The organism is Salinispora tropica CNB-440, from assembly GCF_000016425.1.
GTDB lineage: Bacteria > Actinomycetota > Actinomycetes > Mycobacteriales > Micromonosporaceae > Micromonospora > Micromonospora tropica.
Genome location: NC_009380.1, coordinates 3,510,107 through 3,528,118 on the forward strand (window position 1 = coordinate 3,510,107; position 18,012 = coordinate 3,528,118).

The following is an 18,012-nucleotide window of genomic DNA, read 5'->3' on the forward strand; positions in this document are numbered from 1 at the left end:
GCTCGCCAGTCCGGCCCCCTCCGCTGACGCGGAGGGGGCCGGACCCTGTTGTGCGGGTACTACCGCTGCACGAAGACCGTCAGGCTGCGAGCCGGAACCGTGAAGGTGCCGCTGTCGGCCGCGAACGAGGACGTCCGCAGCAGCTCGTCGGCGGAGGTGCGCAGCACCGGGTGCAGTGTCACGTCCGCCCCGCGTAGGTCAATGAGCTGTTGGGTGGCCGGCTGCGGGGTGGCGTTGAAGATCACCGTCACTGACTTCCACGGACCACCCAGCCCACGGCTGTCCAGCGTCATCGTCAGCACACCGGGCTGCTCCGTACGGCCGGACAACGGAAAGGCCACCCGCCGCTGCACCTGCTCTGCTGTCCGCAACCCGAACACCGGCGACGAGGAGCGAATCCGGAGCAGTTCGGCAAAACGAGCTTCGGCCAGGTCCATCGTCGCGCAGCCGGGCACCAGCCCCGGGTCGGCCAGCAGGGGCCGGGCGTACGGCCACTTGTCCTTGTTGTCCGACTCGGGCGGAAGCCCGACGCCGAACCCGTTGCCCTGTGCGCATTCCCAGCGGATCTGGTTGAACCAGTCACCCGAGTTGTACGAGTTGCGGTCCAGCGACTTCGACCGCAGCCGCTCGGTGCCGGCGGTGACGAAGCCGGTGCCCTGCCCCAGCACGGCGGTGCCGAGCGCGAGCACCTGCATCCGGGCCCGGTCCACCGCCGTGGTGTCCGCCGGCAGCTTGTACGCCAGCGCGTCGTACAGGATCTCGTTGTCGTGCGCGTCCACGTAGGTGACCGACTCACCCGGCGCGGCCGTGTAGCCGGCCGGGGATCCGTTGTAGTCCACCTGCGCCCCGGTGACCTGCTCACCCGCGGTGTTGGTGAACCGGTAGCCGCGCAGATTGCCGCTGAGCCCCACCTTGATCAGGTCATGCTGGTGCAGCAGTCGGGCGCGCTGCTGCGCCGTCGAACCGTTGACCGGGTCGTTGTTGGGGTCGGTGAACAGCCCGGAGGCGAAGCCCTGCTGCCGCGGATTGGCGTCGAAGGGACCGCCCCCACGCACCGCGTCCCGGAGCCGATCGTTGAAGGTGCCGATACCCGTGCCGGCCATGTTGGCCTGGGTTGCCTGAACGAACCGCGCGCCGTCGGCCACCTCGCCGAAGTTCCAGCCCTCGCCGTACAGCAGGATGCCCCGACCGTCCACCCCGTCGCGGGCGACGGTCAGCTCGTCCAGAGCCGCGCGGACGGCCAGCATGTTCGCCTTCGGGTGGTGACCCATCAGGTCGAACCGGAAGCCATCCACCTTGTATTCTTTCGCCCAGGTGACCACCGAGTCGACCACGAGCTTGCCCATCATGGCGTGCTCGGGAGCGGTGTTGGCGCAGCAGGTCGAGGTGGCGACCGAGCCATCCGCCAGCAGCCGGTGGTAGTAGCCGGGAACCACCTGGTCCAGGACCGACTTCGGGTCGGTGCCCGTCGCCGAGGTGTGGTTGTAGACGACGTCGAGCACCACCCGCAGCCCGGCGCCGTTCACCCCGGCGACCATCCGTCGGAACTCGGTGGTCCGCGCCGCCCCGGCCGGGTTGACCGCGTAGCCGCCCTCCGGCACGGTGTAGTGCAGCGGGTCGTACCCCCAGTTGTAGCCGTCGGTGTCCGCCACCGCGGCGACGCAGCGTTGTTGTTCGTCCGAGTCCGGCGGGAGCGCTGCCAGGTCGCAGGGGGGTTGCTGCTGGTCGGCGCGGCGTTCGGGGATCGTGGCGAAGTCAAACGCCGGGAGCAGGTGCAGGTGGGTCGTCCCGGCGTCGCCGAGCGCCTTCAGGTGTCGCATTCCCGCGGTGACCGGGTCGGTAAAGGCACGGAACGTGCCGCGTCGCTCGGCCGGGACCGTACTGTCAGCGATCGAGAAGTCCCGCACCGACAGCTCCGAGATCTGCGCCTTCGTCGCCGGTACCGCCGCCGGCTTACGCAGGTTCGTCCAGCCCGGTGGTGCGAGCCGCGGGTCGGCGAGATCGACGATCTGGCTGTGGGTGGAGTCGGGTGCGAGCGCCAGCGAGTACGGGTCGGTCACCGCCGCAGTTACCATCTGCTGCTCCGCCGGCTGCCACGCCTCGACCCGGTAGCGGTAGTACTTCCCGGTCCAGGAGGGGGTTCCCCGCACCGACCACACACCGGTGCGGTCATCCCGACTCATGGTGACCGGCCGCGGTCGCGCCGTCGGAGTGTCGAACAACTCCAGCGTCACCGTACGGGCGGTGGGAGCCCAGACCGCGAGCGTCGGCACCGCACCGGCGAAGGTTGGACCGAGTCGCGCCCGAGTCGCCGGGGCGTAGATGTCATCGAGCACACCCGGGACCTGCACACCGGTGGCGACGCGCAGGGTGCCGTCGGTGTCCCGCTCGGTCACCACAAGCTGCCCGCGCAGCGCCGCCGGCACCCCGGCCAGGTGCTTCCGGTCCAGGACGAGAGCCTGATACGCCGCCAGGTGCGGAAACCGCTCGCGTTGTGCCTTGGTCAGCCCGTGGTGCCGGACACGTAGCGGAACTGTCCGGTACGTCCCGGCGAGTTCACCGTCGACAATGGTCACGCCACCGGAAGCGGCGGCGACCAGCGCGTACGTCGTGCCGCCCGGTGGTCCGGTCGGCCAGGCGAGGGTGCCGCGATCGATCCAGTGTGCCTTCTGCCTGGTCAGGTCGAGGTCCGTGGTGGTGCCGGGCTCCGATTGGTCTTCGCCGGCGGTGAGCAGCGTGGCGGAGTGGTCGACAGCCCACTGCTCGGTACCGGCCATGGCGAGCACGTCGGTGCCGGCGGATGGGTCGATGTGGACGAACGTGTTGGTGCCGGCGAGGGTGAGGGTCGCCAGCGAGGCGAGAGTGAGCAGCGCCTTGCGCGGGATCGGCGGGGGTTTCATCGACGGCCTTCCTCTGGTCGCTGATGAGCCGCACGCTAGCTTCCACCGAAAGTTACTGCAAGGCTTTGCAACCGCAACCGCACGACACCCGGCCGAGGGCCGACACACCAGGCGAACCGCCGGCCCCGCTCCACCCCACCAACCAAAGGTTGCATGAATAGCAAGACGGACGTACGGTTTGTAGAGCAGTCCCGTACGGGTAAGGGCCACCTAAGCAACGCACCGCCCTCGCCGGTGCGACAGACTGCTCAGGACTGCTCACGGCCACTGGTGTGAAGGAGTACGACGTGGCGAGCCTCGACACCTTCGGTGCGAAGACCCAGCTACGCGTCGGCGACGCGAGCTACGAGATTTTCAAGATCAACAAGGTGGAGGGGCACGATCGGCTCCCCTACAGCCTGAAAGTCCTCCTGGAGAACCTGCTCCGGACCGAGGACGGCGCGAACATCACCGCCGACCACATCCGGCAGCTCGGCGCCTGGGAGCCGACCGCCGACCCGAGCGTGGAGATCCAGTTCACCCCGTCACGGGTGCTGATGCAGGACTTCACCGGCGTACCCTGCGTGGTTGATCTGGCCACCATGCGTGAGGCCGTGCGTGACCTGGGTGGCGACCCGACCAAGGTCAACCCGCTCGCCCCGGCCGAGCTGGTCATCGACCACTCCGTCATCGCCGACCTGTTCGGCCGGGAGGACGCCTTCCAGCGCAACGTCGAGCTGGAGTATGAGCGCAACAAGGAGCGCTACCAGTTCCTGCGCTGGGGTCAGACCGCGTTCAACGAGTTCAAGGTCGTCCCGCCGGGCACCGGCATCGTGCACCAGGTCAACATCGAATACCTCGCCCGTACGGTGATGGAGCGTAACGGCCAGGCCTACCCGGACACAGTGGTCGGCACCGACTCGCACACCACGATGGTCAACGGCCTCGGCGTGCTCGGCTGGGGCGTCGGCGGCATCGAGGCCGAGGCCGCGATGCTCGGCCAGCCGGTCAGCATGCTCATCCCGCGGGTCGTCGGCTTCAAGCTCTCCGGTGAGATGCCGGCCGGCACCACCGCCACCGACCTGGTCCTGACCATCACCGAGATGCTGCGCAAGCACGGTGTGGTCGGCAAGTTCGTCGAGTTCTACGGCCCCGGTGTCAGCGCGGTTCCACTGGCCAACCGGGCCACCATCGGCAACATGTCCCCGGAGTACGGCTCCACCGTCGCGATCTTCCCGATCGACGCCGAGACCGTCCGCTACCTGGAGCTGACCGGGCGTGACCCGCAGCAGGTCGCGCTCGTCGAGGCGTACGCGAAGGAGCAGGGCCTCTGGCACGATCCGGCCGCGGAGCCGAACTACTCGGAGCGGCTGGAACTGGACCTGGGCAGCATCGAGCCATCGCTCGCCGGCCCGAAGCGGCCCCAGGACCGGGTGCCGCTGGGCAACGCCAAGACCTTGTTCCGGGCCGCGCTCACCGACTACGTCGCCACGGACGCGACCGGAGGCGAGCAGAAGCAGGGCATCAACGGCCCCGCCGACGAGGCCAGCGCCGAGTCCTTCCCGGCCAGCGATGCCCCCGCCAACAAGGTCATCGACCCCGCTGACGCCCCGCGCGACCTGGTGACCGCGGCGGTGGGCTCCGGCGGCCGGGCCACCAGCCCGATCCGGGTCACCGGTGCCGACGGCACCGAGTTCGAGCTGGACCACGGTGCGGTGGTGATCGCCGCCATCACCTCCTGCACCAACACCTCCAACCCGCAGGTGATGATCGGCGCCGCGCTGCTGGCCCGTAACGCGGTGGACCGGGGCCTGGCCCGCAAGCCGTGGGTGAAGACCACCCTCGCCCCCGGCTCGAAGGTCGTCATGGACTACTACGAGCGGGCCGGTCTCACCCCATACCTGGAGAAGCTCGGCTTCCACCTGGTCGGCTACGGCTGCACCACCTGCATCGGCAACTCCGGCCCGCTGCCGGAGGAGATCTCCGCGGCGGTGAACGAGAAGGACCTCTCGGTCGTCTCGGTCCTCTCCGGCAACCGCAACTTCGAGGGCCGGATCAACCCGGACGTCAAGATGAACTACTTGGCGTCCCCGCCGCTGGTGGTCGCGTACGCGCTGGCCGGAACGATGGACATCGACCTGGCCAATGAGCCGATCGGCGAGGACGCCCAGGGGAGCCCGGTGTTCCTGCGCGACATCTGGCCGAGCAGCGCCGAGATCCAGGACGTCATCGCCTCCGCAATCGGCGCCGGCGGCTTCAGCTCGGCATACGCGAACGTCTTCGCCGGCGACGAGCGGTGGCAGTCGCTGCCGACGCCGACCGGTAACACCTTCGCCTGGGAGGGCGAGTCGACCTACGTCCGCAAACCCCCGTACTTCGAGGGCATGCGACGCGAGCCGGCGCCGGTCCGCGACATCGGAGCGGCTCGGGTCCTGGCCAAGCTCGGCGACTCGGTGACCACCGACCACATCTCGCCGGCTGGCGCGATCAAGCCCGACTCCCCCGCCGGCCGGTACCTCGCCGCGCACGGCGTGCCACGACACGAGTTCAACTCGTACGGCTCCCGCCGGGGCAACCACGAGGTGATGATTCGGGGCACCTTCGCCAACATTCGGCTGCGTAACCAGCTTCGGGTTCCCGGTGCCGACTCCGCTGCCGGGGCCACGCTTCCCGAGGGCGGCTTCACGGTCAACCACCTGACCGGCGAGCAGAGCACCATCTACGACGCCGCGGTGGCCTACCAGGAGGCGGAGATACCGCTGATCGTCCTGGCCGGCAAGGAGTACGGTTCGGGCTCGTCCCGGGACTGGGCCGCCAAGGGCACGATGCTGCTGGGCGTCAAGGCGGTCATCGCCGAGTCGTACGAGCGGATCCACCGCTCCAACCTGATCGGCATGGGCGTCCTGCCGCTGCAGTTCCCGGCCGGCGAGACCGCCGAGTCGCTGGGCCTGTCCGGTGTCGAGTCCTTCGCCATCACCGGGGTCACCGCCCTCAACGAGGGCGACACCCCACGGACCGTACGGGTCACCACCGACACCGGGGTCGAGTTCGACGCGGTGGTCCGCATCGACACCCCGGGAGAGGCGGACTACTTCCGGCACGGCGGCATCCTGCAGTACGTGCTGCGCCGGATGATCGGCTAAGCAGTAACGGACGGGGCCCCCACACCGGTGGGGGCCCCGTCGCGTATCCGTCGGCGGGTAGGCCGGGGTTAGGCACCCGAGCCGGCTGACCGGGCGTTGCCTCGGGGCAGCCGCCCGATCCCGGACGTGATCTCGCCACGCTGTGTCAGGCTCGTGGTCATGGACGACAAGACCATCCTGAAGCGCATCTCCGAGCTGGTTGACGAGGAACACCAGCTCCGCGCCGAAGCCCAGGCCAACGAGGAGGGCACCGACGAGGAGAGCCGCGACCGGCTACGGGATCTGGCGGAGTCGCTGGACCAGTGCTGGGACCTGCTCCGCCGTCGGCGCGCCGCCCGCTCCACCCACGGCGACCCGGAGGCCCAGGGCGTTCGCCCGGCACCGGAGGTGGCGCGCTACCTCCAGTAGGGCGGGCACCAGGCCCTCCCAAGCAGCTGCCGTTGCGGCACCGGGCTACCGCGCCGACCGCCCGGGAGCACCTTGGCGCCAGGGCAAGCCCGCCTCTCGGAGCAGCGTTCAACGCAGGCCCGCCTCCCGGAGCAGCTGTTCGGTAAGGGCGAGCGGTTCTGCCTGCTCCGCCGGCAGGCCACGGGCGGCGAACCAGGTGGCAACCACCCGAACGTCTCGGGCCAGGTACTCCGGCCCCTGCGGATTGGCGACCACATCCACGACCTGAGGCAGGTCGATGAGCACCAGGTGCCCCTCGTGCACCAGCAGGTTGTAGGGCGACAGATCACCGTGTGCGTAGCCAACTCGGGCGAGTACCACCAGCGCCTCGACGAGTTGTTCCCACAGGTCACGCAGGTCGGCCTCCGTCGGCCGCAGCTGCGCCAGCCGGGGGGCGGCCTGCCTCTCGTCGGAGTCACCGAGAAACTCCAGCATCAGCTCGGTGCCGCGGAGCTGAACCGGGTAGGGCACGGTGATCGTGCCGTACCGCGCACCGATCTCCCAGAGGCGGCCGAGCACGGCAAACTCCGCTGCCGCCCACTGTCCGGCGATCATCTGCCGGCCGAACGCGGTTCGCCGGGTCATCGCCCGCATCTCCCGGGAGCGTCGGACGCGCCGCCCCTCCAGATATCCCGCGTCCCGGTGGAATAGCCGGTGGTCGGCATCTCGGTATCGTTTGGCCGCGAGCAGGCAGGACCGATCGGTGTCGGGCACGGCACGCCGGACGAGATGGACGTCCGCCTCCTTGCCGGTCTTGAGGACGCCAAGTTCGGTGTCCGTGGCGGCCAGCTCCGTTACCAGCCAGGAAGGGTACGGCTCCGGACCGTGGACTGCGTCGTCCCAGGACGACCAGGTCTGGGCTTCTGGCGGAGGGTCGGAGTCAGCGGGCTGCGGCCCGGTGCGCCGCCCGCGCTTGGAGAAGTGTGGTTCGTCATCATCGAAGCGGCGTCTGCCGCGGGTCCGGCGCTCCGGCGCCGGAGAGTCGTGATCGCGCACTGCGGTGAGATCCCTTGATCGAGGTCAATCGAGGCAGATGGAAGTGACCTGTGAAGACGGCCATGACCGACCTCCTCTCCTCGACCGGACCCACGCGCCCGGGGTGCACCGTGCGGTCCCATGCTCACTGTCGGATCGCCGCGAGGCAACCGGTATTACGCCGCGAGTACCGCGGCGAGGGCGGCGATCAGACCGTCGACCGTGAAGGTGGGGGCGAACCGTCCGTCGGTCCAGGTGCGCCCCCGGTGCAGCCAGACGCTGGGCAGCCCCGCAGCCGCGGCACCGCCGATGTCCGCCTCCGGTCCGTCGCCGACCACCCAGGCCCCGCGCAGCGGCATACGAACCCGCTGCGCGGCCAGTGCGAAGATCCGCGGGTTCGGCTTGCTGACACCGGCCGCCTCGGAGATCACCCAGTCGGCAAGGTAACGGTCCAGCCCGGTCCGTCGGATCTTCTCCTCCTGCGGCCGTACCGCCCCGTTACACACCACCACCGGCATCCACCCGGCGTCGCCGGCGATCTGCAGCGCGCACGCCACCAGTGGATCCAGACGGGTGCCGGCGAGCACCCCCTCGTGCAGCTCCTCCACCAGGTCGACCGAGCGGACGGCCAACGAGTAGCGGTCACGGATCGCATCGGCCACATCCCACCGATCGGTCAGCCCGTCCGCGTCGACGGAGAGCAGCCAGTCGAGGTCATCCGGCGGTGCGCCGATCTTGACCAGGAAGCGCTCGCCCCAGGATCGGAACAGATTTTCTCGATCGAGCAGGGTGTTATCCAGGTCAAGAAGGAGCAGCGGCACTCCGGCACCTTACGGGACTGAGGCGTCCGCCCGACAGGTCCGGACAGCTAAATGGTCAGAATTTTGTGACAAACGGATGAAGTACCCAGTAGGAGAACTCGCCGAAGGGAGGACGCGGGCTGCCAGCCGACGGGTCAGACCGCAAGCCGTACGTACGGTTTGCAGGACGCCGGGTGTTTTGACACGATCGACCCGTGCCCAGAGTAAGCCAGGACCAACTCGACGCGCGCCGGCAGGAGATCCTCACCGCCGCCCGGGTCTGCTTCGCCCGACACGGGTACGAGGGCGCCACCGTGCGGCGCCTGGAGGAGGCCACCGGGCTGTCCCGTGGAGCGATCTTCCACCATTTCCGCGACAAGGATTCCCTCTTCCTCGCGGTGGCCGAGGACGATGCGGCGGCGATGGTCGAAACCGTCGCCCGCAACGGCCTGGTGCAGGTCATGCGAGACCTGCTGGCTCGGGCTGCCTCCCCCGACACGACAGGCTGGTTGGGCAGCCAGTTGGAGGTCTCGCGCCGGCTCCGCACCGATCCCGCGTTCGCCCGGCGGTGGACCGAACGGTCCGCGGCGATCGCCGAGGCCACTCGCGACCGCCTGCTCCGCCAGCGCGAGGCGGGCGTCCTGCGCGACGATGTCCCCATCGATGTGCTCGCCCAGTTCCTGAAGCTGGCGTACGACGGTCTGGTCCTGCATCTGGCGATGGGCCGACCCGCCGACGACCTCGGACCGGTACTCAACCTGGTCGAGGAGGCCGTCCGTCGGCGGTGATCGCCCCGGCCCATCCCGGCCCTGGCGGCCCGCCTTTCCGTGGCACAGGTGACCCACAATGGGTTCCATCCCCCACGACAGGAGTGACCTATGATCCTCCTCGCCGTCCCCAGCAACACCTGGGGCATTCCCGGCCCGGTATTCCTCGGGCTATACCTGGTGACCGCCGCTGTTCTCGTCACCATCGCACTGCTACGTCGAAACGAGATACTGAACGGATCGACGTACGACGCGAACCTGCTCAGCCCTCAGCAGGTCGCCTACCTCAGCGGTGGTACGCCGCTGGTCGTCTGGACCTCTCTCGCGGGGCTCCGCAACGCTGGTGCGGTCAATGTGGACCCGGATCGACGGTTGGCCGTCAGCGACTCGCTGCCCATCGGCAGCGCCCCGTTGGACCAGGCCATCCACCTCGCCGCCGGCCGGGGCCTACGCGCCCAGGAGCTCAGCGGGGACCAAGAAGTGCGACAGGCCGTCCACCAACTCCGCGTCGACCTGGAGCAACACGGCCTGGCGCTGTCCACCGAACAGCGGGCCGCCCTACGCAACGCGGTACTGCCACTCACCATCCTGCTCGCAGTCGGCACGCTGCGGCTCGGGGCCGGTCTGGCGAACGAACGTCCCGTCGGCTGGCTCTTCCTGACCCAAATCGCGCTGCTGGTCGTGACAATTCTGCTCTTCCGGCGTCCATGGCGCACCCGCACCGCCGACCGGGTTCTACGCCGGCTACGCCACCGGCACAACCACCTGGCACCTCGCCACAATCCGGCCTATGCCACCTACGGCGCCGCCGGGGCCGCGATGGGCGTCGCCCTCTATGGCACGGCCGCCCTGTGGGCCATGGATCCCGGCTTCGCCGAGCAGGCGCAGATCCAGCAGCAGTCCCTGGCCGGTGGGTCGGCAGCCGGCGGGGGCGGGACCGCCGGCGCAGGTGACGGCGGTGGCGGTGACAGCGGTGGCGGTGGCGGCGGGTGTGGCGGCGGCGGTGGGTGCGGAGGATGACCGGTCCGGTCGGGGTGGGCATCGGATGGCGGCCCGAGATCGCCGGCTTCGTCGCCGGACTCCCCGGGTTGCGTTTCGTCGAGGTGATCGCCGAATCGGTGCCGACCGCCGGTCCGCTGCCGGCGGGGCTCACCACGCTGCGGGAACGCGGCGTGGCCGTCGTGCCGCACGGGGTGCGGCTCTCCCTCGGCGGCACCGAGCCAGTAGATCCCGCCCGGGTAGCTCACCTGGCCGCGGTGGCTGACCTGACCGGCGCAGCACTGGTGAGCGAGCACATCGCCTTCGTCCGTGCCGGCGGGTTGGAGGCTGGTCACCTGCTACCCCTGCCGCGCAGCAGGGAGGCGGTGACGGTGGTCTGCGCCAACGTCACCCGCGCCCAGGCCGAGTTGCCGGTGCCGATCGCGCTGGAACCGATCGCCGCGCTCTTCGACTGGCCCGACGACGAGATGGACGAGGCGGCGTTCCTCACCGAGATCCTGGACCGCACCGGCGCCCACCTGCTACTCGACATCGCCAACGTCTATGCCAACGCCCGCAACCGCGGCACCGACCCGCTCGACCTGCTGGACCGGCTGCCGCTGGAACGAGTCGCGTACGTGCACGTGGCCGGCGGGACCGAACGGGGCGACTACTACCACGACACGCACACCAGCCCGGTGCCCCGGCCGGTGCTCGACCTGGTGGGTGAGCTGTGCGCTCGTCACAGGCCGCCGGCCCTGCTGCTGGAACGGGACGGAAACTACCCCCCGGCCGCTGCCCTCCGCGCCGAGTTGGACGCGCTCGCCACCGTCGGCGGCCTCCCGGTGGTCACGTGAATCCCGCCAGCCACGCGAACCTACCGGCGACGCGGTCCACCGACCCGACGGTGACCACGCTCGCCGACCGGCAGGCGGCCCTCGTCGCCGCTCTGGTGGCCGGCGCCCCGCCGCCACCAGGTTTCGCTCCGAGACCGCTGGCCGCCACGCGGACTGCCCTCTTGCGCAAGCGGGCCGGCGAGGTCGCCCGGTACTGGCCACTGCTCGCCACCGGCCTGGGCCCACGGTGGCTGGAGGTGTTCCAGCAGTGGGCTGCCGGGCGACCGCCCGCCGGCGCCCTTCGCGAGGGCTGGGATCTGGCCCGCTACCTACGCGGCGTCGGCGAGCTGCCGCCGTTGGGCGCGGACGAGTTGGCCTGCTGGCAGGCCCGGTACCACGACCCGGAGCCGGGCCGCCCGCCACGGCCACGCCGGTTGCCGTCCTGGGGGCAGGCCGGTGGCGCGGTCGCGATTCAGTTCGCCGGGCGGGTACGCCTCCTGCGTCCCGCCCGCCGCCGGCCCTAGCCGGCCCCGCCTGGCGGCGCCCGATGCGGCAGGATCAGGGCATGGATCTCGGCCTGACTGACCGCGTGTACGTGCTCACCGGCGCTTCCCAGGGCCTCGGCTACGCGACCGCCGAGGCGCTCGTCGCGGACGGGGCTCGCGTCGTCCTCGCCGCCCGGGACGCCGCGGCGGTGACCGCCGCCGCCCACCGCCTCGGTGGCCCCGCGCACGCCGTCGGCGTGACCGCCGACCTCTCCGACCCGGAGTTACCCGAGCGGCTGACGGCGACCGCCCGGGACGCGTTCGGGCGGCTGGACGGCGCGCTGGTGTCGGTCGGCGGGCCACCGCCGGGTAGCGCGGCCACGGTGACCGACGAGCAGTGGCGCGCCTCCTTCGAAACGATCTTCCTCGGCACCGTCCGAATGGCGCGGACCGTAGCCGCCGCGCTGCCCGACGGCGGGGCGATCGGGCTGGTGCTGTCCACCTCGGCCCGGGCGCCGCTGGCCGGCCTGGGCATCTCCAACGGTCTCCGACCCGGCCTGGCCGGAGTCGCCAAGGACATGGCCGACGAGTACGGCCCCCAGGGCGTACGCGTGGTGGGCCTGTTGCCGGGGCGGATCCTGACCAACCGGAACGCGCAGCTCTTCGCCGCCACCGGGGATCCCGAGCAGGCCCGCGCCATGGCGGAGGCGGAGATCCCGCTCCGCCGGCTGGGCGAGCCGGCGGAGTTCGGCCGGGTGGCGGCGTTCGTGCTCTCCCCCGCTGCCGGCTACCTGACCGGAATCACGCTACCGGTGGATGGCGGCGCGCTACGCGGACTGGGTTGACCAACCCCGCAACGCCCACCTGGTCAACGACTCGGACGACCTAGTTGGCGGCGGCCGGCGGCAGCGCCTCGTCGGCGACGTAGGAGCGCATCGGCAGCGTCACGGGTTCCGGACCGGTCGCATCCTGGTACGGCGTGGCCGAGTCGGCGACCGCGAACTGCGTTCGGTACAGCTCGGCGTAGAGCCCGCCCACGGCGACCAACTCCTCATGTCGCCCCCGCTCGACGATCCGCCCCTGATCGAGTACGAGAATCTGGTCGGCCTCCCGCACCGTGGAGAGCCGGTGCGCGATGACCAGCGCGGTCCGCCCCGTCAACGCCACTGAGAGCGCCTGCTGCACCGCCGCCTCACTCTCCGAGTCCAGATGCGCGGTGGCCTCGTCGAGGATCACGATCGAGGGTGCCTTGAGCAGGACCCGGGCGATCGCGATCCGTTGCTTCTCACCGCCGGAGAAGCGATAGCCACGCTCGCCCACCACCGTGTCCAGTCCGTCGGGCAACGACCGCACGAGGTCCGCGACCTGAGCGCCGGCCAGGGCAGCCCAGAGTTCGTCGTCGGTGGCGGCCGGCTTGGCATACCGCAGGTTCTCGGCGATGGTCTCGTGGAACAGGTGTGAGTCCTGCGTGACGACGCCGATCTCGTCGCGCAGGGAGTCCAGGCTGGCGTCCCGGACATCAACCCCGCCGACGAGCACCTGCCCGTCGGTAACGTCGTAGAGCCGAGAGATCAGCATGGACAGCGTCGACTTGCCCGCGCCGGAGGGACCGACCAGGGCGACCATCTGCCCCGGCTCGACGGTGAACGACACGCCCCGCAGCACCGGCTCGGTGGCCGTCCGATCGAGAGCGGCGACCTCCTCGAGGGAGGCCAGCGAGATCTCGGCGGCGCTCGGATAGCGGAAACGCACCGACCGAAACTCGACCCGGCCGTCGCCCCGCGGCACGGTGACGGCAGCGGCCTTCTCGGTGATGGCGGGTCGCAGGTCGAGTACCTCGTAGACCCGGTCGAACGAGACCATTGCGCTCATCACGTCGACCCGCACGTTGGACAGCGCGGTGAGGGGGCCGTAAAGCCGGGTGAGCAGCAACGCGAGCGTTACGACGGTGCCGGCGCTGACGCTGCCGGTGACCGCCAGCCACCCGCCCAGCCCGTAGGTGAGCGCCTGCGCGAGCGAGGCGACCAGCAGCATCGCCACGAAGAAGGTCCGCGAGTACATCGCGGACTGGATGCCGATGTCCCGGACCCGCTCGGCCCGCGCGGCGAACCGGCGTGCCTCATTGTCGGGCTGACCGAAGAGCTTGACCAGCAGTGCACCGGAGACTCCGAAGCGCTCGGTCATCGTCGCGTTCATCTTCGCGTCGAGGTTGTAGGACTCCCGGGTGATCTCGGCGAGGCGTCGCCCGACCCGTCGGGCCGGGATGATGAACACCGGCAGGAGCACAAGTGACAATGCGGTGATCTGCCACGACAGGGTGAACATCACCGCCGCGGTGAGCACCAGCTGAATGACGTTGCTGACCACCCCGGACAGGGTCGAGGTGAACGCGCGCTGTGCGCCGAGCACGTCGTTGTTGAGGCGACTGATCAGCGCGCCGGTCTGTGTCCGGGTGAAGAACTGCAGCGGCATCCGCTGGACGTGGTCGTAGACCCGGGTCCGCAGGTTGAGGATGATGCCCTCACCGATTCGGGCCGAATACCACCGCTGGACGAGCGAGAGCAGCGCGTCTGCCACCGCGAGCGCGGCGATCACCAACGCCAGCTGGACGACCAGGGCAGACGCCTCGGTGCCACCCCGCGTGATGGCGTCGATCACCTTGCCGGCGAGCACCGGGGTGGCGACCCCGATCATCGCGGCCAGCACGACGGTAGCCAGGAAGACGACGATGTCCCGCCGGTACGGCTGGGCGAAGCCGACGATCCGACGCGCCACCCCGTGCTGGAGCCGGTGCGCCGAGATCTCGTCACGGCTACGCATCGACCGGAGCATGCTCCAGCCGCCCATGCCACCGCCGGACATCGGATTGGACACGGTCACCTCCGGGTCATCGGGCCGACCACAGCCCCCGGGTCGATTCTCCCGACGACTGTGACAACCCTGGCAGTAACCCGAATCTTCCCGCGCAGGCGTGCAGGCCTTGTTACTCCCCCCGGCCGGCGAGTTCCCGCAGCCGCCGGGTCTGCGCCTCCCGCTCGGCCCGTTCCTGCTCGGCGTGGGTACGGCCAGACGCGCCGGCGAGCAACGCCTTGATCTCTACGACCGCCTCCCGGTCGTTGGCGAGCAGCCCCGCCGTCAGGTCGCTGACCGCACCGGCCAGTTCCCCCGTCGGCACGACCAGGGTCGCCAGCCCGATCCGGTCCGCCTCGGCAGCGTCCAACCGCCGCCCGGTGGCGCAGATCTCCAGGGCCCGCGAGTAGCCCACGAGTTCGACCAGACGCTTGGTGCCGGCCAGGTCGGGGACCAGGCCGAGCGTCACCTCGGCCATGGAGAACCGGACATCCTCGGCGAGAACCCGCAGGTCACAGGCGAGCGCCAGCTGAAACCCGGCGCCGATCGCGTGCCCCTGCACCGCCGCGATCGACACCAGGTCGGGGCGGTGCAGCCAGTTGAAGGCGTCCTGGAACTCGGCGATCCGGTCCGCGCACTCCTGCTCAGACAGGGTAGACAGCTCGGCGAAGGAGCCCGGACCGGAAGCACCCACCACCGACAGGTCAAGGCCGGCGGAGAAGGCTCGGCCCTCACCGCGGACGACCACGACGCGCACGTCACCGGGGAGCTTCCGGGAGAAGTCACGCACCGCCTGCCACAGTGCCGGAGTCTGCGCGTTGAGCACGTCAGGCCGAGCCAGCGTGACGGTGGCCACCGCCCCGTCGCACTCCAGCCGGACCCCGGTCGCCTCGGCAGTCACCGGGCGGCCCGGGGAACGGTGGGTGACGCCGCTCGGCGACTCACGCCTTCTTGCGACGCCGGGCGCCGCCGCGCTGCCTCAGCTGCACCCCGGACTCGGTGAGCACCCGGTGGATGAATCCGTAGGAGCGGCCGGTCGAGGCCGCGAGCGCACGGATGCTCTCCCCCGAGGTATACCGCTTGACCAGGTCCTTGGCGAGCGTCTGACGCTCGGCCCCGACGATCCGGCGACCCTTCTCAGTGCTGGTGGCTGTGCCAGTGGCTGCCATACTGTGTCCTCACGTCCCAGACTGTGCGGTTCGGATACGGTCCCACCTATTAGACCGCCTCGAACGATCATGCGCCAGATATCAACTATTCGCCAACCGACACGCTATGCAGTGTCGGCTTCCCGATAGGGGCAAGCCAGGCCCACGATCGGTCAGGCCAGCTCGACCAGCTCCAGGAGGTCGTCGCTCCAGGCGTCCTCGTCCCCGTCGGGCAACAGAATGGCCCGATCCGGCTTGAGTGCGGTCACCGCGCCAGGGTCGTGCGTGACCAGCACAATCGCCCCGGGATAGCGGGCGATGGCGTCCAGCACCTGCTCCCGGCTGACCGGGTCGAGGTTGTTCGTCGGCTCGTCCAGCAACAGCACGTTCGCACCGGAGCAGACCAGAGTTGCCAAGGCCAGCCGGGTCTTTTCTCCACCAGAAAGCACTCCGGCGGGTTTCTCCACATCCTCCCCGGAGAAGAGAAACGCACCCAGGATCCGGCGCAGATCGGTGTCATTCTGCTCCGGCGCGGCGCTGCGCATGTGTTCCAGAATCGTCCGCTGGACGTCCAGGGTCTCGTGCTCCTGGGCGTAGTAGCCCAGCCGTAGCCCGTGTCCGGGCCGCACCTCGCCGGTGTCCGGCTCCAGCAGGCCTCCGAGGATCCGCAGCAGGGTGGTCTTACCGGCACCGTTGAGGCCGAGGATCGCCACCCGCGAGCCGCGGTCAACCGCGACGTCCACATCGGTGAAGATCTCCAACGACCCGTACGACTTCGACAGCCCACTCGCGGTCAACGGGGTACGGCCACACGCCGTGGGGGTGGGGAAGCGCACCTTCGCCACCTTGTCGGCGACCCGCACCTCCTCCAGCCCGGAGAGCATCCGCTGGGCACGCCGGGCCATGTTCTGGGCGGCGACGGTCTTGGTGGCCTTGGCCCGCATCTTGTCCGCCTGCGCCATCAGGGCGCCGGCCTTCTTCTCCGCGTTGGCCCGCTCCCGGCGGCGACGCCGCTCGTCAGTCTCCCGCGCCTCCAGGTACGCCTTCCACCCCAGGTTGTAGACGTCGACCACCGAACGGGTGGCGTCGAGGAACCAGACCTTGTTGACCACCGCCTCCAGCAGGGCAGCGTCGTGGGAGATCACGATCAGGCCGCCCTTGTGGTTGGCGAGGAACCCGCGCAGCCAGGTGATCGAGTCGGCGTCCAGGTGGTTGGTCGGCTCGTCGAGCAGGAGAATGCCGCCGCCGTTCTCGCCCGCGTCACGGAACAGGATCCGCGCCAGCTCGATCCGGCGGCGCTGGCCGCCGGAGAGGGTACCGATGGTCTGGGCCAGCGCCCGGTCGGGGAGCCCGAGGTTGGCGCAGATCCGGGCTGCCTCCGCCTCGGCCGCGTACCCGCCGAGCGAGGCGAACTGGTCCTCCAGGGCGCCGTAGCGGCGGACCAACTTGTCGTCGGGCGACTCGGCGAGCTGCGCCTCGAGCTCGGCCATCCGGGCCATCAGCTGATCGAGGCCACGGGCGGAGAGGACCCGGTCCCGCCCGGTTACGTCGAGGTCGCCGGTGCGCGGGTCCTGCGGCAGGTAGCCGATGTTGCTACGGCGATCGATCTGACCGGCGTACGGCTGCCCCTCACCGGCCAGCACCTTCAGCGTCGTGGTCTTGCCGGCGCCGTTGCGGCCGACCAGGCCGATCCGGTCCCCCGGCTGCACCCGCAGCGTGGTGTCGGAGAGCAGGATTCGGGAGCCGGCACGGAGTTCCAGGCCGGTGGCAGTGATCATGTCGGAAGACTCGCTCTCGGGGTGGAAGGGCTGACTCAGGGCACGCGAAAGCACCGGCGGGCCGGAGGACCGTCGGTGCGGGGCGGTTCAGCCTTCGCAGAGCAGCACGCGGCAAGTGTACCGGGACACCCCCACCTGGTCCTGCGGATTACCCCGTCAAGATCGCTTACCGACCCGGGCGACGCCGCCGTCGGCCGGCATCCACCACCGGTCAGGGGGCGGATCCGGCGTTGCGCGGGCTGCCTACCTCAGGATCACGGACGAGGATGTGGACGGCCCGGGCGGCGGGGATGGCGTCGAGCAACACCGCGCGGCGGGGCTCCGGCACGGTCAGGAGGCGCTCGGCACGCAGCCCAACCAGCGGAGCAAGCCGACGATCCGCGAGCACCGCGTCAACCGCCCGGCGGTCACCACCACAGACCAGGGCGGCGAGCGTCGGAGCCGCCGGCACCAGCAGGCGCACGGCCAGCTCGACCGCGTCCGCCACCGCCGCCTTCGCCTGGTTCTCCCGCCGCCGGGCGAACCGCTGCTGCGACCAACCACCGGCAGCCGTCCGGCCCTGTACGTAGTGCGTGTCCACCTTCGACACGACCAGCTCCGCTCCCTCGGCGACGCCGAGGGCCACCGCACCCTTGCGGGCGAGCAGCAGGCCGATCCGCCGGGGCCGGGACACCGCCGCCAGGAACCCGTCCAGGTCGGTCGCGCCGGGCACGCCGGGCGGGGCGTGCAGCTCGGCGGTCGCACCGTCCGGGGCGGTTAACAGCAGGCCGTACTCCCGCGGGGCGGAGGTCGACGGACCGTGCCGGTCGGCGAAGCCCGCAACCCAGCGAGCGACCCGGCCCGGGTCCACGTCGACCCACCGACCGCCTCCCGCTGCGGGCCTACTACGCACACCCCGAACCTACCCCTGCTGTCCGGCTCTCCTT

The 18,012-nt window shown here is 70.4% G+C and carries 15 protein-coding genes; 7 read left to right on the plus strand and 8 right to left on the minus strand.

The window, feature by feature from the left end; translation table 11 throughout:
• Positions 1-59: 59 nt before the first annotated feature.
• Positions 60-2,900 carry a pullulanase-type alpha-1,6-glucosidase gene (pulA, locus tag STROP_RS15325; protein ID WP_012014276.1) on the minus strand — a complete coding sequence of 947 codons (2,841 nt, stop codon included), beginning with the start codon at positions 2,898-2,900 and terminating at the stop codon, positions 60-62.
• 272 nt (positions 2,901-3,172) lie between these two features.
• Here pulA and STROP_RS15330 point away from each other — a divergent pair, with 272 nt between their 5' ends.
• Both STROP_RS15330 and STROP_RS15335 read left to right on the plus strand, forming a co-directional pair.
• Positions 3,173-6,022: an aconitate hydratase gene (locus STROP_RS15330; RefSeq protein ID WP_018831097.1), complete on the plus strand. Its 2,850-nt coding sequence runs from the start codon at positions 3,173-3,175 to the stop codon at positions 6,020-6,022.
• Between the two features lie 159 nt (positions 6,023-6,181).
• On the plus strand, positions 6,182-6,430 hold the full coding sequence (locus STROP_RS15335; RefSeq protein WP_037329584.1) for a DUF2630 family protein: 249 nt from the start codon (positions 6,182-6,184) through the stop codon (positions 6,428-6,430).
• Between the two features lie 108 nt (positions 6,431-6,538).
• Here the strand turns inward: STROP_RS15335 and STROP_RS15340 are convergent, their stop codons facing one another.
• Positions 6,539-7,465 carry a serine protein kinase RIO gene (locus STROP_RS15340; RefSeq protein WP_012014279.1) on the minus strand — a complete coding sequence of 309 codons (927 nt, stop codon included), beginning with the start codon at positions 7,463-7,465 and terminating at the stop codon, positions 6,539-6,541.
• Positions 7,466-7,620: 155 nt separating this feature from the next.
• Positions 7,621-8,265 carry an HAD family hydrolase gene (locus STROP_RS15345; protein ID WP_012014280.1) on the minus strand — a complete coding sequence of 215 codons (645 nt, stop codon included), beginning with the start codon at positions 8,263-8,265 and terminating at the stop codon, positions 7,621-7,623.
• Between the two features lie 194 nt (positions 8,266-8,459).
• On the opposite strand from STROP_RS15345, the gene STROP_RS15350 reads away from it, so the two are divergent.
• The 5 genes from STROP_RS15350 to STROP_RS15370 all read left to right on the plus strand — a co-directional run bounded on the left by STROP_RS15350 (position 8,460) and on the right by STROP_RS15370 (position 12,155).
• On the plus strand, positions 8,460-9,032 hold the full coding sequence (locus STROP_RS15350; RefSeq protein WP_012014281.1) for a TetR/AcrR family transcriptional regulator: 573 nt from the start codon (positions 8,460-8,462) through the stop codon (positions 9,030-9,032).
• A gap of 90 nt (positions 9,033-9,122) precedes the next feature.
• Positions 9,123-10,031, plus strand: a complete 909-nt coding sequence (locus STROP_RS15355; RefSeq protein WP_012014282.1) for a TIGR04222 domain-containing membrane protein — start codon at positions 9,123-9,125, stop codon at positions 10,029-10,031.
• On the plus strand, positions 10,028-10,846 hold the full coding sequence (locus STROP_RS15360; protein ID WP_012014283.1) for an MbnB/TglH/ChrH family RiPP precursor modification enzyme: 819 nt from the start codon (positions 10,028-10,030) through the stop codon (positions 10,844-10,846). The genes STROP_RS15355 and STROP_RS15360 overlap by 4 nt, the downstream gene beginning before the upstream one ends.
• Positions 10,843-11,349: an SCO6045 C-terminal-like domain-containing protein gene (locus tag STROP_RS15365; RefSeq protein WP_012014284.1), complete on the plus strand. Its 507-nt coding sequence runs from the start codon at positions 10,843-10,845 to the stop codon at positions 11,347-11,349. Before STROP_RS15360 ends, STROP_RS15365 begins: the two co-directional genes overlap by 4 nt.
• A gap of 41 nt (positions 11,350-11,390) precedes the next feature.
• Positions 11,391-12,155, plus strand: coding sequence for an SDR family oxidoreductase (locus STROP_RS15370; protein ID WP_012014285.1), 765 nt, complete (start codon positions 11,391-11,393; stop codon positions 12,153-12,155).
• Between the two features lie 40 nt (positions 12,156-12,195).
• On the opposite strand, the gene STROP_RS15375 is transcribed toward STROP_RS15370, so the two are convergent.
• The 5 genes from STROP_RS15375 to STROP_RS15395 form a co-directional block, all read right to left on the minus strand.
• Complete coding sequence (locus tag STROP_RS15375; RefSeq protein ID WP_012014286.1) at positions 12,196-14,172, minus strand: ABC transporter ATP-binding protein; 1,977 nt, start codon at positions 14,170-14,172, stop codon at positions 12,196-12,198.
• 121 nt (positions 14,173-14,293) lie between these two features.
• Complete coding sequence (locus STROP_RS15380) at positions 14,294-15,061, minus strand: enoyl-CoA hydratase/isomerase family protein (RefSeq protein WP_012014287.1); 768 nt, start codon at positions 15,059-15,061, stop codon at positions 14,294-14,296.
• Positions 15,062-15,101: 40 nt separating this feature from the next.
• Complete coding sequence (locus STROP_RS15385; RefSeq protein ID WP_007462679.1) at positions 15,102-15,329, minus strand: helix-turn-helix domain-containing protein; 228 nt, start codon at positions 15,327-15,329, stop codon at positions 15,102-15,104.
• A 152-nt stretch (positions 15,330-15,481) separates the two neighbouring features.
• Entirely contained in the window at positions 15,482-17,086 is a 1,605-nt protein-coding gene (locus STROP_RS15390) for an ABC-F family ATP-binding cassette domain-containing protein (RefSeq protein ID WP_026275267.1), read from the minus strand.
• Between the two features lie 211 nt (positions 17,087-17,297).
• Positions 17,298-17,978, minus strand: coding sequence for an acVLRF1 family peptidyl-tRNA hydrolase (locus STROP_RS15395; RefSeq protein ID WP_018831100.1), 681 nt, complete (start codon positions 17,976-17,978; stop codon positions 17,298-17,300).
• Positions 17,979-18,012: the final 34 nt, after the last annotated feature.

What these genes read in the sequence shown, in the direction of transcription:
- STROP_RS15385 (WP_007462679.1), bottom strand. Translation starts at nt 15,329, where the DNA reads ATGGCAGCCACTGGCACAGCCACCAGCACTGAGAAGGGTCGCCGGATC.
- STROP_RS15335 (WP_037329584.1), top strand. Translation starts at nt 6,182, where the DNA reads ATGGACGACAAGACCATCCTGAAGCGCATCTCCGAGCTGGTTGACGAG.
- STROP_RS15370 (WP_012014285.1), top strand. Translation starts at nt 11,391, where the DNA reads ATGGATCTCGGCCTGACTGACCGCGTGTACGTGCTCACCGGCGCTTCC.
- STROP_RS15375 (WP_012014286.1), bottom strand. Translation starts at nt 14,172, where the DNA reads ATGTCCGGCGGTGGCATGGGCGGCTGGAGCATGCTCCGGTCGATGCGT.
- STROP_RS15360 (WP_012014283.1), top strand. Translation starts at nt 10,028, where the DNA reads ATGACCGGTCCGGTCGGGGTGGGCATCGGATGGCGGCCCGAGATCGCC.
- STROP_RS15390 (WP_026275267.1), bottom strand. Translation starts at nt 17,086, where the DNA reads ATGATCACTGCCACCGGCCTGGAACTCCGTGCCGGCTCCCGAATCCTG.
- STROP_RS15355 (WP_012014282.1), top strand. Translation starts at nt 9,123, where the DNA reads ATGATCCTCCTCGCCGTCCCCAGCAACACCTGGGGCATTCCCGGCCCG.
- pulA (WP_012014276.1), bottom strand. Translation starts at nt 2,900, where the DNA reads ATGAAACCCCCGCCGATCCCGCGCAAGGCGCTGCTCACTCTCGCCTCG.